This is a genomic window from Sporosarcina sp. E16_3 (assembly GCF_017347125.1).
In the GTDB taxonomy this organism is placed as follows: Bacteria; Bacillota; Bacilli; order Bacillales_A; family Planococcaceae; genus Sporosarcina.
The window spans coordinates 13,954-33,695 of sequence record NZ_JADPRX010000040.1 but is presented as its reverse complement, the minus strand read 5'-3'; the positions used below and the strand labels follow the sequence as shown (position 1 = coordinate 33,695).

General features: G+C 39.7%; 14 protein-coding genes and 3 pseudogenes. 6 read left to right on the top strand and 11 right to left on the bottom strand.

The features are described from left to right. Positions 1-232: 232 nt before the first annotated feature. Positions 233-1,261, top strand: coding sequence for an NADP-dependent oxidoreductase (locus I2483_RS17315; RefSeq protein WP_207278367.1), 1,029 nt, complete (start codon positions 233-235; stop codon positions 1,259-1,261). Positions 1,262-1,588: 327 nt separating this feature from the next. On the opposite strand, the gene I2483_RS17310 is transcribed toward I2483_RS17315, so the two are convergent. Then, positions 1,589-2,908, bottom strand: coding sequence for a YjiH family protein (locus tag I2483_RS17310; RefSeq protein WP_207278366.1), 1,320 nt, complete (start codon positions 2,906-2,908; stop codon positions 1,589-1,591). Between the two features lie 61 nt (positions 2,909-2,969). Then, positions 2,970-3,702: pseudogene (locus I2483_RS17305) on the bottom strand (amidohydrolase family protein); the annotation flags it as partial. Between the two features lie 160 nt (positions 3,703-3,862). On the opposite strand from I2483_RS17305, the gene I2483_RS17300 reads away from it, so the two are divergent. From I2483_RS17300 to I2483_RS17290, 3 genes are all read left to right on the top strand, one after another. After that, complete coding sequence (locus tag I2483_RS17300; RefSeq protein ID WP_207278365.1) at positions 3,863-4,093, top strand: ATP-dependent Lon protease; 231 nt, start codon at positions 3,863-3,865, stop codon at positions 4,091-4,093. Between the two features lie 80 nt (positions 4,094-4,173). Continuing rightward, positions 4,174-4,521 (top strand): cell division protein FtsK, encoded by a 348-nt coding sequence (locus tag I2483_RS17295; protein WP_207278364.1) that lies wholly within the window; start codon positions 4,174-4,176, stop codon positions 4,519-4,521. Positions 4,522-4,670: 149 nt separating this feature from the next. Beyond that, entirely contained in the window at positions 4,671-4,841 is a 171-nt protein-coding gene (locus tag I2483_RS17290; protein WP_207278363.1) for a hypothetical protein, read from the top strand. Between the two features lie 112 nt (positions 4,842-4,953). Here the strand turns inward: I2483_RS17290 and I2483_RS19720 are convergent. The 5 genes and pseudogenes from I2483_RS19720 to I2483_RS17265 form a co-directional block, all read right to left on the bottom strand. Further along, positions 4,954-5,073: pseudogene (locus I2483_RS19720) on the bottom strand (IS1595 family transposase); the annotation flags it as partial. A 542-nt stretch (positions 5,074-5,615) separates the two neighbouring features. Next, positions 5,616-6,686 carry a DUF871 domain-containing protein gene (locus I2483_RS17280; protein ID WP_207278362.1) on the bottom strand — a complete coding sequence of 357 codons (1,071 nt, stop codon included), beginning with the start codon at positions 6,684-6,686 and terminating at the stop codon, positions 5,616-5,618. Positions 6,687-6,896: 210 nt separating this feature from the next. Next, complete coding sequence (locus I2483_RS17275) at positions 6,897-8,276, bottom strand: PTS transporter subunit EIIC (RefSeq protein WP_207278361.1); 1,380 nt, start codon at positions 8,274-8,276, stop codon at positions 6,897-6,899. A 22-nt stretch (positions 8,277-8,298) separates the two neighbouring features. Continuing rightward, a complete protein-coding gene (gene murQ / locus I2483_RS17270) occupies positions 8,299-9,183 on the bottom strand; it encodes an N-acetylmuramic acid 6-phosphate etherase (protein WP_207278360.1) in 885 nt (294 codons plus the stop codon). A gap of 135 nt (positions 9,184-9,318) precedes the next feature. Further along, the gene (locus tag I2483_RS17265) at positions 9,319-10,167 is read right to left on the bottom strand and encodes a MurR/RpiR family transcriptional regulator (RefSeq protein ID WP_207278369.1); all 849 of its coding nucleotides are present in this window, start codon (positions 10,165-10,167) and stop codon (positions 9,319-9,321) included. Positions 10,168-10,623: 456 nt separating this feature from the next. On the opposite strand from I2483_RS17265, the gene I2483_RS19715 reads away from it, so the two are divergent. Further along, the gene (locus tag I2483_RS19715; protein WP_207278359.1) at positions 10,624-11,655 is read left to right on the top strand and encodes an S-layer homology domain-containing protein; all 1,032 of its coding nucleotides are present in this window, start codon (positions 10,624-10,626) and stop codon (positions 11,653-11,655) included. Between the two features lie 440 nt (positions 11,656-12,095). Here I2483_RS19715 and I2483_RS17255 read toward each other — a convergent pair whose 3' ends face one another. From I2483_RS17255 to I2483_RS17250, 3 genes and pseudogenes are all read right to left on the bottom strand, one after another. Further along, positions 12,096-12,959 (bottom strand): YitT family protein, encoded by an 864-nt coding sequence (locus tag I2483_RS17255; protein WP_207278358.1) that lies wholly within the window; start codon positions 12,957-12,959, stop codon positions 12,096-12,098. A 121-nt stretch (positions 12,960-13,080) separates the two neighbouring features. Next, positions 13,081-13,188: pseudogene (locus tag I2483_RS19515) on the bottom strand (sortase domain-containing protein); the annotation flags it as partial. Between the two features lie 30 nt (positions 13,189-13,218). Continuing rightward, positions 13,219-15,750 (bottom strand): EAL domain-containing protein, encoded by a 2,532-nt coding sequence (locus I2483_RS17250; protein WP_207278357.1) that lies wholly within the window; start codon positions 15,748-15,750, stop codon positions 13,219-13,221. 761 nt (positions 15,751-16,511) lie between these two features. On the opposite strand from I2483_RS17250, the gene I2483_RS17245 reads away from it, so the two are divergent. Then, a complete protein-coding gene (locus I2483_RS17245) occupies positions 16,512-17,564 on the top strand; it encodes an acyltransferase family protein (protein ID WP_207278356.1) in 1,053 nt (350 codons plus the stop codon). A gap of 657 nt (positions 17,565-18,221) precedes the next feature. On the opposite strand, the gene I2483_RS17240 is transcribed toward I2483_RS17245, so the two are convergent. Then, complete coding sequence (locus I2483_RS17240; protein WP_207278355.1) at positions 18,222-19,706, bottom strand: YjiH family protein; 1,485 nt, start codon at positions 19,704-19,706, stop codon at positions 18,222-18,224. Between the last annotated feature and the right edge of the window lie 36 nt (positions 19,707-19,742).

Here is a 19,742-nt window from a genome sequence, read left to right as displayed (position 1 = left end):
TGGATCGGGATTTCAATGCGAGTTTAAATCTGAAATATACGAAGGAATACACGGTTGTGACAAAATGAGAACCGCGTATCAATAGGGTGGGCTACATCCAAATTTACGCCTGCGGAGTGCTAAACCAACCGTAGTAGCGGGCAAGTGGCGAGGCGGGGTACGAAGAAGCAGGAAAAAGTCTAGCGTAGATAAACTTACATGTTTTTCTATGTTTTTAGTAGCAGGTTCTACAATGACACAAGTAAAACAACAAGAAATCCACTTGGCCAACCGCCCTAAGGGAATGCCTTCGAAAGAAGACTTTAATTTTGTAGAGAGTTCAGTTCCCTCACCAAAAGAAAATGAAATTTTAGTACGGACACTTTATTTATCCGTAGACCCATACATGCGTGGAAGAATGCAAGATGCCAAGTCATATATTGCACCATTTGAATTAAACAAGGTCATTGCTGGAGGTGTCGTCGCCGAAGTCGTTGAATCCCGATCTGACGCCTTCAAACAAGGAGACGTGGTTGTTGGGAACCTCAACTGGGCTGAATATACCATAGCCAGTGAACGAGAAATCCGAAAAATCGATCCGAAAATGGCCCCTGTTTCAACTCATTTGGGGATTTTGGGTATGCCGGGCTTAACAGCCTATTTTGGATTGCTAGACATCGGAAAACCGCAAGAAGGTGAAACCGTCGTCGTTTCCGGAGCTGCCGGTGCTGTTGGTTCAGCAGTTGGACAAATCGCTAAAATTAAAGGTGCTAAAGTAGTAGGCATTGCGGGTTCAGATGAAAAGATTGACTACTTGCTAAATGAGCTCGGCTTTGATGCTGCCGTTAATTATAAAAAAGAAAGTTTTCAAGCTGACCTTAAAAATGCCCTACCTGATGGAGTAGATGTCTATTTCGATAATGTCGGTGGCGACGTTTCAGATGCAGTTTTTAAACATTTAAATAGGAATGCCCGAATTCCATTATGCGGAGCCATTTCTTCCTACAATGCAGAAGGTAAAGACTCAGGCCCCCGTATCCAATCAACGATGATCAAGACAAGTTCTCTTATGAAAGGCTTTACACTTGGCGATTACGCTGCTGATTTTAGTGTTGGTGCTACAGATTTAGGTAAATGGCTACAACAAGGTAAGCTGAAATACGAGGAAACAATTGTTGAAGGCTTTGAAAATACGCCAGAAGCATTCCTTGGTTTGTTCAAAGGAACGAATCTAGGTAAGCAGCTTGTGAAGGTTGCTGAACCTGAATATGCGAAGCTTTAACCGTTAGATAATCATCTCCCCCCATAGTTAACACAAAAAATCAGCCATTCACGTACATGGCTGATTTTTTTGCGACTGTGTTAGGTTTTGGGTATAATTCGGGACAGTTTCAGATTTGAAAGGCTGATCACTGTCACTCAGAAATAAATCTACTATATATGTTGAAATAAAGAATCCCATTGAATTCGTTACGGCGCTCGGGGATGCCTCCCGCCCTAAGCCAAGCAGCTTCGCCGCCAGTCTTAGGGCTTCGGCGACCCCTTGGAAGGCGCCTTCGCTAATTTGATATAAGTATTCATTTGTTCAATATATATAGTAAGGTATACCCTACAACAATAAATAGGCTATTGGCGTGACGATGAGTAACGTTAAGATGACTCGTTGGAACCAAATGACAATAAGTTGTGGAATTGTAATCGGAATTTCAGTAGATACGATACAAGGTACAACAGCAGAAAAGAATATGATTGATGATACGGAAACGACAGCAATAACAAACTTAACGACTAATACTGAATTGACTACTAGTAATGCTGGCAAGAACATTTCTGCAATGCCAAGTGCACTTGCTTTTGCAATGAGCATTGGTTCCGGCAATTGAAGTAGTAACGTAATTGGATAGAAAATATAGCCCAACCAATCAAATACCTTTGTGAACTCTGCTAATACGAGACCAAGTAAACCAATCGAAAGTATTGAAGGCAAGATAGCCATTGCCATAAGAATGCCGTCACGCACATTCGTCCATATGTTAGTAACAAAGGTAGGTGCAGTCGCAACGGTTTCAGTCGCCTCATTCCATGCAGCTACAAAACGATTCCCTACTGGCTTAACTTCAGGTTGCGGTGTGGAACCTTCGTAATAGTCATTTTTTATGGATCGTAGTGGCCAGATATGAACAGTAATTGCAGTTACAAGGAACGTCACAACCAAAGTAACCCAAAAATATAAATTCCAAATCGACATTAAATCTAGTGTTTTTGCTACGACTACCATGAATGTTGCGGATACAGTAGAAAATCCTGTTGCAATGATTGCTGCTTCACGGGCCGTATACTTTCCTTCTTTATAAACTCGGTTCGTTATGAGTAGTCCCAATGAATAAGAACCTACAAAAGATGCAACTGCGTCAATCGCTGAACGACCTGGTGTTTTCCAAATCGGACGCATGATAGGTTGCAGTAAAACACCGATAAATTCTAACAGACCATAACTGACTAATAACGCTAGGAACACAGCACCAATTGGCACAAGAAGTCCTACGGGTATGACTAATTTATTCAGTAAAAATGGTCCCATACTTGGTTCAAATAGCCATGCAGGACCTCTATTGAAAACAAGCATAATACCTACAACAAGACCCATCACTTTGAATATCGAAAAAACAATATCAACTTTAGACTTTTTCCATTTACCCGAAATGAATGGATAAACGGCGCCCGCTAAAATTACAAGTAATGCATAATACGGCAATACGCCACCTAGACTTGTTTGAATCCATGTCACCATATGATCCAACATAATCGATTTCTTTTCACCTATTGTAACCGGTACAAAAAACATGAAAGCACCAATAAAGCTAAAGACAAAGAACTTCCACATACCCCTGTTTGAACCAAACTTCTCCCTTTCCCCTACTTGTTGCATCTATTCTCCCCCTTTTACTAACAAATCTCCCCTAATAGACTGCATTTCATCGCATAGACACTTAACCTACAACTCGAATTGCCTTTTTCCAGACCATGCCTACATGATTCACTCCAAGTAAATACTGTAATTCTTGATAACTTGATACATTCCACATAACAATATCGCCCTGTTTTCCGACTTCCAATGAACCGACGGAATCTTCCATCTGAATGTCACAAGCAGCATTGATAGTCGTAGCCACGAGTGCTTCAGCTGGTGTCAAACGTATTGATAGTCATGCCAAATTCATGACGAGGGGCATGGTATTTAGGTACTAACCCAAGTTTTTTGCCCGCTTCTAAAATACGTTCTGATTGACTGGGTGTAAATACGCCCTTTTCACAAAACAAATCGTTGAATAGTGCTAACTTCTTTTCTGCTACACGAGGGGGTATGTCATTTATCACTACATCAATATACGCCTCTTCCCTCCCTTTATATTCCTGTGGAACGGCATGTGCACCGATGATTATTGGTACGATATTTATCGAATGAAGTTCATTCAAACGCTACATCACACGTAATTGTTTTAATTCCGTTTCTAAATCAATGCCATATCCACTTTTCCCTTCAACGGTTGCTACCCCATGCTGCAAAAACGAATCAAGGCGATGCCTTGTTTGCACCACCAGTTCGTCTTCCGTTGCATCGCGGGTCATCCGTGTTGTCCCGTGGATTCCTACACCCGCATTCATACTATCCATATAGGTAGAACCTTCAAGTCGCATTTTAAATTTGCGTTCGCGGCTACCCCTTCCTGTTTCGCTTTTTCCGCCAGTCGAATCGCTTATTATGAAAAAAACATATTTTTCAGAAATGGGGATGATATACTTATTATACAAACTTGACTAATTGACAATTAAATCATTCTACCCAAAATGGGCTATTTTGCAGAGAAAAGGGGGGGATTTTGTGAAGTTATTGTTATCCATGCTAGTAGCTGGGCTTTTAGGTACCTTGGCTATCCTCGGTCCTATTGGAATTTATATCTTATGTATCATTATTGTCGGGGTCATTTTCAGGTCATATATTTTAATTAATGAAATCCATAAACAAGTAGTACCAGCTACTAGTAATGACAAGGTGAAAGAGGCTTACGAAAGATATATAAAAGAGAGAGATGCAAAAGAGACGAAAAACTAATATATGACTTTCTTAAACTTTCAGGCGCGATAATTGAACACTAATTTGTACTGCAATCCAATCCAGTGAGGGTGAAATATATGAAGAAATTTAAGAAAACAATTGAATTCCTAAACAGAATGAAAGTAATTGATATATGGGGAGATAAAATGGAAGGTATATCCGATAAAGAAATAGAATATATGGACAGGGTTCCAACTCAAAACCCATATGGATTTATTGGATTGATTCTCGGTGGAATTGCATTCACTTTCGGACCGCAATACGGCTTTATTCCCGTTATTACGCTTATCTTTTGTATAGTGACCCTATTTACCTTTGATAAAGAAAAAGAAGATAATCCTTGGCCATTTTACTTGGGAATAGTACTGTCATTGATCGGCTTAAGTATGTTTATTAGTGGAGCGACACACGAGTTAATATTCTAATTACGGAACGATAAATATACCCGATTCGGGTGTATTGGCTTAAGAAAGCATTAAAAATAGTGGAGTGATTATTATTGGCTGTTTTCTAAAAGATTGTTGCTTTTAGATTACAAATTTTGTTATATAATAGTTAAAGGGGGTGAACATAAATGAATTGTAAGTATTGTGATGGAAATTCATTTGTTCAAGCAACAGATTATATAAATCTTCGACCTTTAGATAGAAAAGTGGCTATTGGTTCAGAGAAAGTTTATACGGTTTGCTTGGATTGTGGAGAAGTAGCGTCAATAAAAATTAGGAATCCTGAAAAATTAAAATGAAATATTTGACCTCTTTTTTGAGGTCTTTTATTATACACTTCTTAGCATATTTACAGTTGTATAATTCGATTTTTGACACGCTGTAATGAGCATTTGCTTAACTCGATTTTCAAATGCTATTGAGTAGTTTAGTAATTTTCTCTGGTTCGAATGGAAATAAGTCCTGTTTAATTGCGTTAAACAACGCTAATTGCTCTGATTCGGTCAATTCGCTGAACTCTTCATAAACCACACCCCATAATTAACTCGAAAAATCAGCCATTCATGTACATGGCTGATTTTTTTGATTATATGAGATACAGGGCAGTATCAGATTTCAACTAATGCTCGTCACCCCAATGATAAATACCAATCTAATGTCTGATTTACTTTCCCTTTAACCAATTCGATAAAATCGCTGTATTCATCTGTCGTATGCAAGCCCTATTTCCCTCTTGGTGGCGATTGAGAGTGATGACTGCATCAGCCCTTTGTAATTCTCCCACCTTCTCTTTCAACAGAAACATGCTCTGCCCGAGAAATATAACCTTGCACGTCGCGGTACCTACGCTTCAGATTCAGCATGATTTCACAATGTGAACTTCTTATCCAAGTACTCCAACAAAAAGCAAGAAAACGCTGAGATGTATACAGCAGGTTCTTGCTTTTTCATTGGTACATCTGAATATGGTACGATAATTGACACCAAAACTACTTAAGCTGCGGGCATCCAATGATACAAGTAAATAGGGCTTTTTAAAATTTTCCAAAGGCATTTTTTTAGAATTCGTTTCATTACGTCCATTTTATTTGAAACTTAGATCCTCCGTACATATATTGAAGCAATAATCGATCATCCACCTTTATTCTACCAATCACATTAACCTTTTCATCAGCTGGGAGATCTCTTTTGGCAATTTGAATCTCTCCCTGATAGCGTTCGTACTTTTCATTATCTACCGTAATTGCACCAAGTGGTCTTTCTACCGTATTGACTGCTTTAACGGGACGGGTTCCAATTAGTCCGTATTCTCTTGATTCCATCGATCGGATGCAATCCCGGGCAGCATCTAAACGATTTGTCTGCACGACGGCTCCCATTATTTCAAGCAGGGATTTGTCGTGGATTACCTGTTCAGCTCGCAATAAAAAAAAACCTTGTTGATAGGAAGCAAATTGCTCTAGCGATTCTTCAGTCAGTGTCAGATCACCGACCAAGACCTTGTCCACACAGCCATTTTCAATTAAGTCTAGAAATGCGGCAAAAGGTGAGATACTTCGATGATCCTCCAACGTTGGCAGTCTTTCATAAAGCGGCCCACGTAATGATCCATCACCTGGGATGAAGGCCATCACGGTTACCCCTTCCTGTTTCAACCACTCATTCGCCTTGCTAAATTCATCACGGTCGAGGCCTGTTTCGGGTCGCGGATAAAAGTTATGCCACGCCTCAACAGATTCCGTGCGCAACCCTGCCTGTTTCATTTTTTCCAAACTATTCTTAGTCAGTGTACTTGCATTCAGCGCAATTTTCATTTTCTTGGATAGCCTGACAATTGTAGCTTCTGAAATACCATAGTCGACCCGTAACCCCGTTAGCCCCCATTCAAGAAGGCCCTCTGCATTTTCCCAAGTGAAACCAAGATGTCCAAGTGACTTTGGCGAAATATCTGCCATTAACTCCATATCATATTGTTTCGCTACCGCTCCTAGCCTGTAAAGGCGTTCTTTATAGAGCTGTGGATCTTCCTCGGGAATATGAAGCGATGTAAAAATGGAAGTAAAACCGATTGCTCTCACCTTTTTAAGATACAATTCAAATTCCTCGTTCAACTCATTTCCTAGATAAACAGATATTCCAAGCATGTGATCAACTCCTATTTGAGTGTATGAAAAGCTCCAGGCGCCGCTTAGACGCGACAGACATAAGTGAAAAAGAGGGCAGTCTAAGATCACGACTTCCTGTCGCAACGACTGCATACCTGCATCCTTGCAGGCACCTCGAGCTAGTCTTGTTCCAAGTTAAAACATATACTTTCTTTTCATCAAAAAAAGGAGGCAAGCCCCCCCTTTTTGTTAAATACCGTCCGCCATTTCTTCCTTGAATCCAAACAAGTACGTGAACAGGAAGCCGAATGTATAGGCGATTACTAGACCCAAGAAATAAAACAAGAATTTATTGTCTGCGATAAGTGGAATTAACGAAATACCAGATACGCCGATACCAGATGCGGCTACTTTCATGACTGCCTGGAAGGCACCGCCGACTGCCGCACCCATACAGGCAGTAAGGAATGGACGACCTAGAGGAAGTGTGACCCCGTAAAGTAGTGGTTCTCCAATTCCTAGGAAGCCTACTGGTAGTGCGCCTTTAATGATTGTACGCAATCTTTTGTTTTTAGTTTTCACAAATATTGCGATGGCTGCACCAACTTGACCTGCACCTGCCATTGCTAATATTGGTAATAACGCCGTGTAACCTACAGTATTGATCAACTCTAGATGAATGGGCGTTAACCCATGATGAAGTCCGACCATAACTAGTGGTAAGAAGAAGCCTGCTAGTACCGCGCCTGCCGCAACCCCACCGACATCCAAGACGACATTGATTCCGGATGTAATTCCATCAGATAGAACACCTGCAACTGGAACTACTGCATAGAGTGAAAAGAAACCTACTGCTAATACGGTAATTAATGGAGTAAATATAATATCAATTGAACCAGGCATAACAGATCGGACACGCTTTTCAACCCATGTCATTAACCAAGCCGCAAAAATGACGCCAAATAAGCCACCTCTACCGACCACTAATGCCTCACCGTAAATTGTAATATCTGCAAGCGCGGGGTTGAACAAAAAGGCTCCGGCAATCGCACCAAGTACTGGTGAACCCCCAAATTCCCTAGCTGTATTCCAGCCCACTAAAATGGCAAGATACATGAATATGCCGCTTCCAAGTAGAAGCAATATTTGCATCCACGTTTGCGTCGGATCCACACCCGCGTTTTTCGCGAAGTTTGCAGCTCCGTTAATTAAACCGGATGCAACAAGACCTGGAATTAGTGGTATAAAGATGTTACCAATTCTGCGAAGTAGCATTTTTAAAGGCGTTTTATTCTTCGCCTTAAGATTGGCTTGATTTCTTGCTGCTTTTTCACTAAAAGTTAAGTCATTGTCATCCGGGTCTGCCTCTTCCCCAATTGCCAGCCCTGTGACTTTGCTCATTTCTGCAGCCACTTTATTGACCGTCCCCGGCCCCACTACGATTTGCAACGTATCATCTTCAATGACACCCATTACGCCATCGACTTTTTTCAACGCGTCCACATTCACCTTACTATCATCTTTTAATGCCAGGCGCAAACGCGTCATACAGTGAGATAACCGCTGGATATTTTCCTTGCCGCCGATATTCGCAAAAATATCTTGGGCCATACGCTCTTCCTTTTTCATCCCAATCCCCCCATTTCATTTTTTATATAGACTTTCGGACAAAGCCACCCGTTAGTTCCAATTTTTCTACCGCTTCTTCATAAGAACTTTGAAGTAAAATCATGACAATAGCGGTTTTCACCTGCTGCTGCGCTTTTTCGTAATAGTCCTCAGCCGTCTCATAGTCAACTTGAGTGGCATCCATAATGATTCTTTTGGAGCGCTCTGTTAACTTTTCATTCGTAGATTGGACATCGACCATAAGATTTTCATAAACTTTTCCAATTCCAATCATCGACGCCGTAGAAATCATATTCAGCACTAACTTTTGAGCTGTTCCCGCTTTCAATCTCGTTGACCCCGTTAAAACTTCAGGACCCGTTTCTAGTTCAATTACCATTTCCGCATGCTTGCTTATTTCAGCGCCTTTATTACACGAGATGGCTACCGTTTTAGCCCCTTTTTCTCGTGCATAATCTAATGCACCTATGACATACGGCGTCCTACCGCTCGCAGCTATTCCAATGACAGTATCCTTATCGCAAACTGAAGCAGATTCCATATCGGAAGCCCCTAAATTCACATTGTCTTCAGCGCCTTCAACCGCAGCTGTAAACGCTTCCATTCCTCCGGCAATGAAACCACGAACCATTTCAGGCGAAACGCCAAACGTCGGGACACATTCAACAGCGTCAAGAATCCCCAATCTCCCGCTGGTTCCCGCCCCTACATAAATGAGTCGGCCCCCTAATTGGAAAGACTCAACAACAGATTCAACAACTTTTTCAATATGATCTAGCTCGTTAGCGATGGTAGATGGAACTGAACTATCCTCTTGATTCATCGCTTCTAGAATTCCCCTTACAGACATTTCATCAAGCTGCATCGTCTTGTTATTTCTCTTTTCTGTAGATAATTTATCAAGCATTCTATCGCCCCTCTTAAACTAGTACTTTATATTCCAATTGTACCCATAAGAAACTATATGTCAAGATTACTTGAAATATTACTGAATCTTAATTTCATAAGTAAATAAAAAAAAGGAAACCACTATTCGGTTTCCTCATCTCCGCAAATTCTCCATTTCACTTCTTGCTTCCTGATATTGTTTGATAACCTTTTCTCCGACATGATGAAAAATACTCATATATAAGGTGTCAATGACCGTTAGCTGCGTCATTCTGGAAGGAATACTCCCAATTCTAAAATCCTGTTCCACGTTTGGGGTGCAGAGTCTGATATTTGCTGTCCTGTATAAGGGGGATTTATCCAGATTCGTAATGGCGATAACAATTGCTTCTTTCTTTTGAGCAAACTGGGCAAGTTCCAAGACATCCCTCGTCTTTCCCGATGTACTGATGGCAACAAAAATATCATTTTTGTTTAAATAAGGAATAACCGTCAGCATATAATGAAAATCCAAAGAGGTAATCGATTGATACCCCAGCCTAGTAAATTTATAGTGTGCATCAAGTGCAGCAGTCGATGATCCGCCAACTCCAAAGAAAACAATTTTCTTCGCGTCTTTTATGGCATCTACCGCTTTCAATAGCTCCTTCTTATCCATGGAATCCGTACAAGATTCAATTGCGAATTTATTTACCTGTATGACCTTTTGAAATGAGTCATAGGGGGTATCCTTCTGCTGCAAAATCGAAAAATCGGTTAAGTTCATTTCCGTTAACGTTAAATCTTTAACGAGCGCGAGTTTAAATGACTTGAAGCTACCCATTCCAATCGATTTGCAAAAACGAATCACACTTGCCTCGCTTACACCTATCTTTATTGACAACTCTTTTGTCGTCATATTGGGGATTAACTCCGAATGCAAAAGTATATATTCACCCACTTTTCTTTCTGCAGTAGATAAAAGAGACAAGCCTTGTTTAATTTTATCAATTAATGATTTCAATTCTACACCTCCAACACCTTTAGTATATACGACACCGGGATCGGTTGGAGACTTTATTGATTTTGTTGGAGACTCCAACGGGTTTGGTTGGACGCTTCGATAGATTGGTTGGACGCTCTCCGGTTTGTTGGACACTTCACGGGATTGGTTGGAGGCTTCGACGATTTGGTTGGGAACTTTACCGCCTTGGTTGGACACTCCCCCGTTTTCATGGGACACCCCAACAGTCTCCCCTAATCCCCTAACTAACCAATTAGTGACATCTCCGTTAAATGCTAGAACGCCTGCTTGCACTCTTTAATTAGTACATATAATGAGTTATCATTCTAAATAGGGTTATGCTGTAGTTTATTTGTGTAAATAAATCCAAATTATAGCTGTCAAAACCTAATTATTGGAGGGATTTACATCAAAAAGAACAATTTACGAAGAAAAATATACGTGGCCGCTATTTCCGTGGCTGTTGTCTTAGCAGTGATTGTTACTGCAGTTCCTGTAACTACCGATGCAGCTAGTCCTTCATTTACAGATGTAAAACCAACTCTTGACCATTATGATTCGATTATGGATCTTGCTGGGCGCGGAATTGTCAAAGGCTATTCAGATGGTACCTATCGCCCCGACAGCAGGCTCACGCGTGGGCAAGCTTCGAAAATCCTTGCGCTCGCTTTGAAGCTGGATACGAAAAACGTCAAAAATCCAGGCTTTAAAGACGTCGACAAAGCGAATGGCTTCTATAAATATGTAGCAGCTCTCGAAAATGCGAGGCTCATTTCAGGATTCGAAGATCACACATTTAAACCTAATGCATTCATGACACGTGCTCATATGGCGAAAGCGATCGATCTCGGATTCAAACTCGAAGGTAAATCGACCGTCAACCCATTCATAGATGTAAGTGATTCTGCTTGGTATGTGGATCACGTCAAAGCGCTCGTCAGTAACAAGGTGACAAAAGGAAAAACAGCTACAACTTTCGATCCGAATGCTAGCATTACACGTGCCCAAATGGCATCATTCGTTATACGTGCCGAGAACATCGAAGTCGTAACCACTCCAATCGATGAAGCGCGTGCTAAAATCAGAAAAGTCGTTACGCAAAATGGTGTCATTGAAGTAGGCGGCAAGAAAGTTGCAGAATCAAAATTTACTAGTAGGACAAATACTGTAACGATGACCGCCTATGATTCTGACGAAGGGATTAAAGGGATTACCGGAATTGGTGTTTTCTCTGCTAAATTGCGAGCACTTGGTGTGAATAACATCCGCATAGGCAACGCTAAAGCAGTCGACCTCTCGCAATCCACAGCAAAAGATGCGCTAAAAGACGACTTCTTGAACCTCTTGAAACCAAGTACCAAACCTTCAACAGACAGCGATGTATCAGCAGAGGGCGTCCAAGTTACACTTTACGCTGACAAAGACGGCATTCAATTCCGTGAAACTTTTAACGTTGACTTCCACGTATTTGTTCCAAGCACTAAATGATCTAATGGCCTCCTTATCCAACTAGTTGGGAGGCCTTTTTTTATTAATGAAAAGGAGTGCAGACCAATTGAGGTCCGCACTCCTTTTTCGTGATTTATTTTCGGCCTAACGTTGTCTTGTATGTACCAAACGTTGTTTACTTCCGCCCTAAAATTATCTATATATTCGGCACTACTTATTGAAAATTAACTAAGTGCTATACCCTACCCGTACAACGAACAAATCTAGCGAAGGAGCGACACTAATAAAAGGCAGCCCAATGTCGCCGCGTCCTGCGGCAAAGGCTGCACACCTGCATCCTGCAGGCGCCGAAGCAATAAGACTGACAGTGTTCTTCTGACAGGCTTATTGCGTAAGGCCATCACCAAGCGACAAAGCGGTATTGGAATAACACTCCATTCTCTAAGCGCCAACTATATAGTTAACACTTACTCTTCATCCTAATGAATCGGTGATTTAAACTGTCCGCCGTGTGCTTCCTGGGTGTTCATGATGGTTAAAAACGCTTTCGAATCAACTTCATTGACAATTTGTTTCAATTTACTTATTTCCAGACGCGTGATAACGACGTAAATAACATCTTTGTCATTATTATTATAGCCGCCGCTTCCTTTAAGGTTCGTAATACTTCTGCCAAGGCGGTTAGTGATGGCGTTGCCTAGTTCCTCGTATTCATCCGATACGATAATCACCGCTTTTGTATCTTCTAACCCTTGGATAACAGCATCAATTGTTTTCGAAGCGATATAATACGTCAGAATCGAATACATTGCTTGCTCCCAGCCGAGTACAAAACCCGCCCAACCGAAAATGAAGATATTGAAAAACATTACAAATTCGCCGACAGAGAAAGGAATCTTTTTCGTCAATAAAATACCAAGTATCTCAGTCCCATCGAGCGCCCCGCCATTACGAATGACAAGCCCGACGCCCGCCCCGAGCAACAGCCCTCCAAAAACAGTCGCAAGAAGCGGATCCGTCACAAAAGGCTCAACCGACTTAAGTGGAATTTCCACAAGCGCAAGCACAACAATCGCAAATGAGGAAGATATGAAAAAGTTTTTCCCGATATATTTATAGCCGAAGAAAAGGAATGGCAAGTTGATCAGTAAAATGAGTAAACCGAATGGAACACCTGTTAAAAAAGTTAGAATTAGTGAAATACCGATGATGCCGCCGTCAATAATCGAATTAGGGACTAGAAACAATTCAATGGCCACGGCAGCCATGGTTGCCCCTACTAAAATGAAGAAGTAACGAAACAAAAAGTGCATACGCGTTTCTTTTTTATGCTGTTTTTTCATAAGTGAAATACAGTCCTTCGGCATTAACGTATTTAGTACTTACTATTATCCCCTTCTGTCGCTTTATTGTAAATAATAAATGACGCAAACTAGTGGGTATTCGTTTTAGTAGGTACTCATTTCACTTCGATATTGCATAAACAATATACCGCTTTGGCGCATTTCCAATATACCCAAATGGATAGCATGTGGATAAAGTCAGCATTTCTTCCGGAGCTGTAGAGCGGATATCTTTATGCACTGTAGCAAAAACACCTTATCATTTCCTGAAATACGTTGTTACGTTTTCTGTTACAAATGAATGGCCCTTTACGAGCGGGTCCTTTTTCAACTGCAATTGAAATTGATTGAAATGCTTAATCAAGGAGCCTCTTTTCTTCTCATCAACTATGAATTTAACGCCGTATCGATGGAAATCCCCTTGTTCCTCATCATATACAATTGTCCCATAAAGCGTCATTTTCTCGTCAATTATTGTTGTTTCAAACTTCAATACAATGTCCGATCTTGCGGGAAGTTTAATGTTAGATACAAAAGCTAATCCACCCGGCCCTATGTTTTTAACTAACACTTTAGTACTTCCTAATTGGACCTTCTTTCTATTTATTTCTGACACCGTCATAAATGCTTCTAGCGGGTACTGGAGATCAACTCTAAAATATTTTCTTCTTTCATTAGTAGGTGAGGATTCAATTTCAGAATTCATTTTTCCGTTTAACAACTTTAAAATATTTTCTTCTGAAACAGGTCTACTAAATAAATACCCTTGAATCCAATCACATTGTAGGTTAGATACAAACTCCCGCTGTTCTATCGTTTCTACACCTTCCGCTACGACTATTATTGAAAGCCTTTGTGCTAATTGAATAATTGACGTTACTATTTCTGCGCTGTCTTTATCTGAAGGTATGTCCTTTATTAAACTCCTATCTATTTTTAAGATATCCGGTTTTATATCTCTTAAACTTTTAAAGGATGCATAGCCTGTACCAAAATCATCAAGTGAGATTTGTATACCTAACGTACGCAATTCCTTTATTTTACCCAATACTTTTTCTTCTTGCTCCATCATCGTACTTTCCGTGATTTCAATGTTAAGCCATTTTGGATCAAGTTCGTTTTCTTGTAAAATGCTAGAAATCATATCTACTAAACCCGTTTGTAAAAACTGCACAAGTGACAAATTAACTGAAGCCTGAATATAGTGCCCAGCATTATGCCATAAGCGTACATTTTTGCAAACTGTCCGCAATACCCATTCACCGATTGGAATGATCAATCCCGATTCTTCAGCCAGCGGAATAAATTCATCCGGTGGAACAATTCCCCAAACGGGATGATTCCAACGAAGTAGCGCTTCTACACTACCAATTTGATTCGTCCCCGCATGAACAATCGGTTGGTAATAGACAAGAAATTGATTGTCATGCAACGCTTGCTTGAGCTCATTTCTTAATGAAAAGACCTTGTATGTAGCGACACTAGCCGTTGGTGAAAAAATTTGATACTTACTATTTCCTGCTTTTTCTGCAAGGTATAATGCTAGGCCAGCATTTTTCATTAGTGAAGCAGTATCATCTCCAGATTCGGGATAAATGCTGATACCAATGCTTGTTGTAATGTAAAGATTATAGTCTTTAATGTCAAACGATTGCTCAAAAACGTGCAGTGCCTCCTTCGCAATTTGTTCAATTAAGTTGGTATCTTGAAGGTTCGTAGTTAAAATTGCGAATTCGTCTCCACTTATTCTCGCCATCATTTTTATGTTTTTATCAAGAGTACTTTTTAACTTTCTTGCAATCTCAATTAATAAAAGATCACCGACATCATGACCTAATGAATCATTTAGAAATTTAAATCCATCTAAATTAAGGAACATAACGGCGAACTTTCTCTTATCGATATTTGCTAATCGTATTTCAAGATCCACCGCATTTTCAAATGCTCGTCGATTTGGTAACTCAGTTAAATAATCATGATAAGCCATATATTGAATTTCACGCTGTTGCTTTTTTATTTCAGTTACATCATGGACATTGCAAATAATCCCATTCACACTTGGTATATGAAGGAGATTCGTGTAAATGACCTCAAAGTCACGCCATTCCCCATTATTATGCTTTAATCGAAGTTCTGCAGTGAACGGAGTATTTGGCCGATTGAGAATTTCTTTGAATTTACCCTTCTTGAAATGAAGGTCATCAGGATGCATAAGATCAAAAAAGTTTTTCCCCGTAATCTCCTCCACTTTATAACCAAGAACAGCCTCAATTGATGGACTTTCAAAGACAATTGTTCCATCTGAGTCGAGGATGCCGATAATTTCATGAGAATACTGGATTAATGATTGAAGTTTTTCGCGCATTTCTTGAATATCTTGCTTCAATTCTTGTTTAACAGAAATATTACTCGTTAATCCATAAAAACCCAATATTTCGTTATTCTCTAGTTGAATAGGTGTCAGCGTTACATCAATATGAATGATTTCACCATTATTCATGATTCGATATTTTACATATTGAGCTTCTCCGTTTAATACTTTGGCGATGTAGCCTTTTACCACCTCTAAATCTTCTTCGTAAATAAAGTCGCTATACTTTTTCCCGATAATTTCTTCAATATTAATTCCGGAAATTTGGTCACTTCCTCCACGTACATTGACGATTACCCCCTTTAGATCAACAACGAAGAGAAGAATATCCGGTGAATTTTCAAATATTTGAGGATAAGCGTTTTTTTCCTCGTTCAGATAAGCCATTAATCTTTTCTTTTTATTAATTCTTGATAGCAACTATATTCCCCCTTACTAAAATAGTTCAAAATACCCCGGTTAAACCGGTGTTTGTACACCAGAATAATTGAATTGAGCTGGTGTCTGTTAATCCAACTAACAACTATGATTAGTTTCCAGAGTAGTGTCAAAAACGAATTACTTAAATACTTAAGTAAAAATACATAAAAAGACCAGACATTCACTAAGTTGCCTGATTTTGATGCTATTATTATACAATCATATTGTATTTTCTGAAAGCTGTCACGCCTAGGCACTTTTCACTACATAATTTATTCTTGTTCAAAATAACCCACTATGTCGTTAGTAATAGCTATTGAAATTCCTTTCCTTAGTATCCACTTGTATTCTGTACACAGGCGGTGTATAGCTTTCGTATTGGTACAGGTGATTGGATAATACAAATCGTTAGTAGTCGACAATCATCCATTAGGAACATATGGATAACGAAATCTCAGACCTAAAAATAGCTCAACAACTATATGTCATATTTAAACAGACGTGTTAGTGCATCTGTGATTAGCGACGGCTACCAATTCGGGAACATATCTTCCGTGATTCCAGGCATTGGGTTCACATATAACTTCACTATCCATCCGCATTAAACAATCAGTTTAATTAGTTATCCGTAATAAATCGAGGTCGTATCCCCATGCATTTCTACCTTTCTTTCAATCCCAAGTCAATTCCGTTACATTGCGTTCCCAACTGTCTATGGGTTGTACAATGGATTTACGTCTATTTTCTAGAGGAGCTTGATAATGAATAAGAAACGTTTATCCTGGGTGGATGTCACCAAAGGATTTTTAATGATTCTTGTCGTCATTGGTCATTATCCGGGACAACTTGATTTCCCACTTGCGAAGTATATCTATTGGTTTCACATGCCAGCCTTTTTCATTTTAAGCGGCTTGTTCTTTAAGCCTGTAATCGAAAAGGGCTTAATGAAACGTTCGATTCACAAACGTTTTATGCAATTGATTGTCCCCTATTTGTTTTTCCTCGTCAGTATTACGCTGATTCGTTACGGGATAGAAATTGGTTCAGGTAATATGGATCTATCGTGGTATGTAAATGATTTGTGGACACTTGCTGTCGGCGGACGTTTTGCACGTGGTGCATACGGTGTTTTCTGGTTTGTAACAACGCTTTTCTTTACGTATTTGTTCTTCTTATGGATGACAAAATACTTTAGCCGCATGAAACAAATCGTTATTCTGGCTATCTTCTATAGTATTGCCCATTTTGAAAGTTTGTTTGCGATGCGCGTCATTGGCGGCACACCAGATACTGCGTCTCAAACTATCCCAATGATTTGGAACATTGATGTTGCACTAATGGCGGTCGTCTATTTTTCACTCGGTTATTATATGAAAAATATTTGGATGAACGTTTCGAGAAGATGGTTAATCGTGGGATTAGTCGGTAGTGTAACGGCGGTATTACTCGATAATTTTAATGTAATTGACTATCATTTGAGCATGAAATTTTTGCGTTATGAACATTTCGTTTTAGATTTGATCATTCCCCTGTCATTCACACTTGTATTGGTTGGCGTATTCCAACTCATCGCTGCTCAACTATCACTTAAATGGCTGCAAAAAATAGAGAAGCACTCCCTAACGATTATGTATTTGCACATTTTTACCGATATTTTGTTAAATGATTATTTTACTTATGGCATTGTTGGGTTCACAGCATTTGGATTGGTCGTTCCAATCGTGGTTTCAATCAGCATTCAAAAATTGCTACCACATGGAAAGTTATTCGTTGGCGGGTTTTCACCGAAGAGACCACTACCCATCCAGCAATAATTCACTAAAATCCATTCTAAATAGGTTGAAATAAAGTATCCCACTATATACGCTACGGCGCTAGGGGATGCCTCCCGCCCTAAGCCAGGCAGCTTCGCCGCTAGTCTTAGGGCTTCGGCTACCCCTGGTAAGGCGCCTTCGCTCAGTTTATATAGGTATTAATTTGTTCAACATAAATAGTGTGCGACTAATAGGTATTTCCCTAGCGATTTGTGTATATACTGCTAATCACAGAGGGGCGGCACTTCTCTGTCCCGCACGGGGGCACTTTCGACGGAGGGTGAGAAAGAATTCCACGCATAATCTGACTGGAGATTGTCCAGTAGTGCCGCGTAATACATAGTCTAGTACAGTGTGACCAGCCATTTAGACTATTGGCTGGTTTTAATTTGCACTTTATGACATGGATTTCTTGTAATAAAGTCGGAGAATACCTATTTTCGCTTGTAAGTATTCCGCTCGCTTTGGACAAAATGGCCGCGATAACTATACCGGGGGGCATTATGGCTGAATATGACTTCGTCGCGTACTTAAAATGACACTTCCTTAAAATCGAATAAGCACAAAAAAAGATCAAACATTTACATAAACGTTTGACCTTAATTTTATCAGTATGCAATTTGGTTTGTATTCTGAATAGCGATTTGTACGAACACTTTAAAATAATAGATGCATAAACAACGCTACGATTGGAATTGCAATCAAAGTACGGAGAATAAAGCACACAACAAGCTCTCCAAATTTAACTGGCAGCTTTGTAGCCATCATGACTACAACTGTCTCGGATAGGAAAATAACTTGGACCATCGATAATGCTGTAATGAAATACCTTGCGCCAATATCGATAACGTCAATTTTATCTGCTATCAAAAGCACGGGAAGGAACATCTCAGCAAAGCCAACCGGAATAGAGGGAGCAATCTCTTGTGCGTTAGGAACAGCAAACAAGTGTAAAAGTGGAACAAATGCTTGGCCAAGCCAATTGAAAACAGGTGTGTATTCAGCGATAATTAAACCCGTAATTCCGGCTGCTGCAATTAATGTTAATACTTTGGGAAGAACATTAAATCCATCTTTTAAACTTAATTGAATTTCCTTAAATAAGCTTTCTGCTGTATAAGCCCTTTTTGCTGCACGCCCAGCACCACGTTTAAAAATGCCTCTTTCAAATTTCGCCTCATTCGTCCTGTCCGCTTCGGTCTGTACTTTTCCACTAAAGTACGTAGTTGATTTCCTAGAAAGAGGTGGAATTCTAATCATGATAATGGAAATGAGGAATGTAATTAGTAGAGATGAAAAATATACTTTTAGAAAATGATCTCCCAAACCCGCAGTATTAATAACTAATAACGCAAATCCAATACTTACGGCACTAAAAGACGTCGCAATAAATGCTGCTTCTTTTCTTGTATATACGTTCATGCGATACAATCTACTCGTAATGATTACAGCCATTGAAGATGAGCCCACAAATGAAGCGATTGCATCAATTGCACTTTTTCCAGGAACTTTAAAAATAGGACGCATTAATGGTTCCATAATTGAACCTACAAAATCAATTCCTCCATAATTTAAAAGAAATGGCATAAAGAATGCACCAACGATAATAATCCAAGTTACCCCAAGTACAATACTCGGAATAACGGTACCACCCGTACCGCTACCCACAATCCACTCTGGACCTGTAAATTGTGTGAAACTGATATCAAGGGTATATACGACGGTGTAAAAAGCGCCTATTAGATAGAAGAAGGGATGCATAATCGAGTCGTGATCATAATACTTCTTTAAAAAAGAATCCTCTTTAGCCACAAATTTTCCGTAAAAACTTGCAAATACATTTGCTACCATTAATAATGTGACAATCCATAATCCTACAGTACCAAATAAATTTAGAAGATAGTTGTAAATGTATCCGAATAATATATCCGTTTTCCCGTTTATCTCCATCGGAATGAAGAAAACAAGCACAGCAACCGACGTGAAAATAATTGACTTCGTAATACCAATTCCATATTGTTTTTTAGTGAGTGTTATCTGATCTACATAACTTGGATCATCTCGATCTACTAGTTCAATATTTGGACTAAGTTCCTCAACTTTCACCTTGTTTTCATCGATTTCTAACGCACTTTGATTCATAATTTCACCTCCATTTAGTTTAAAGCAAAATAGGCA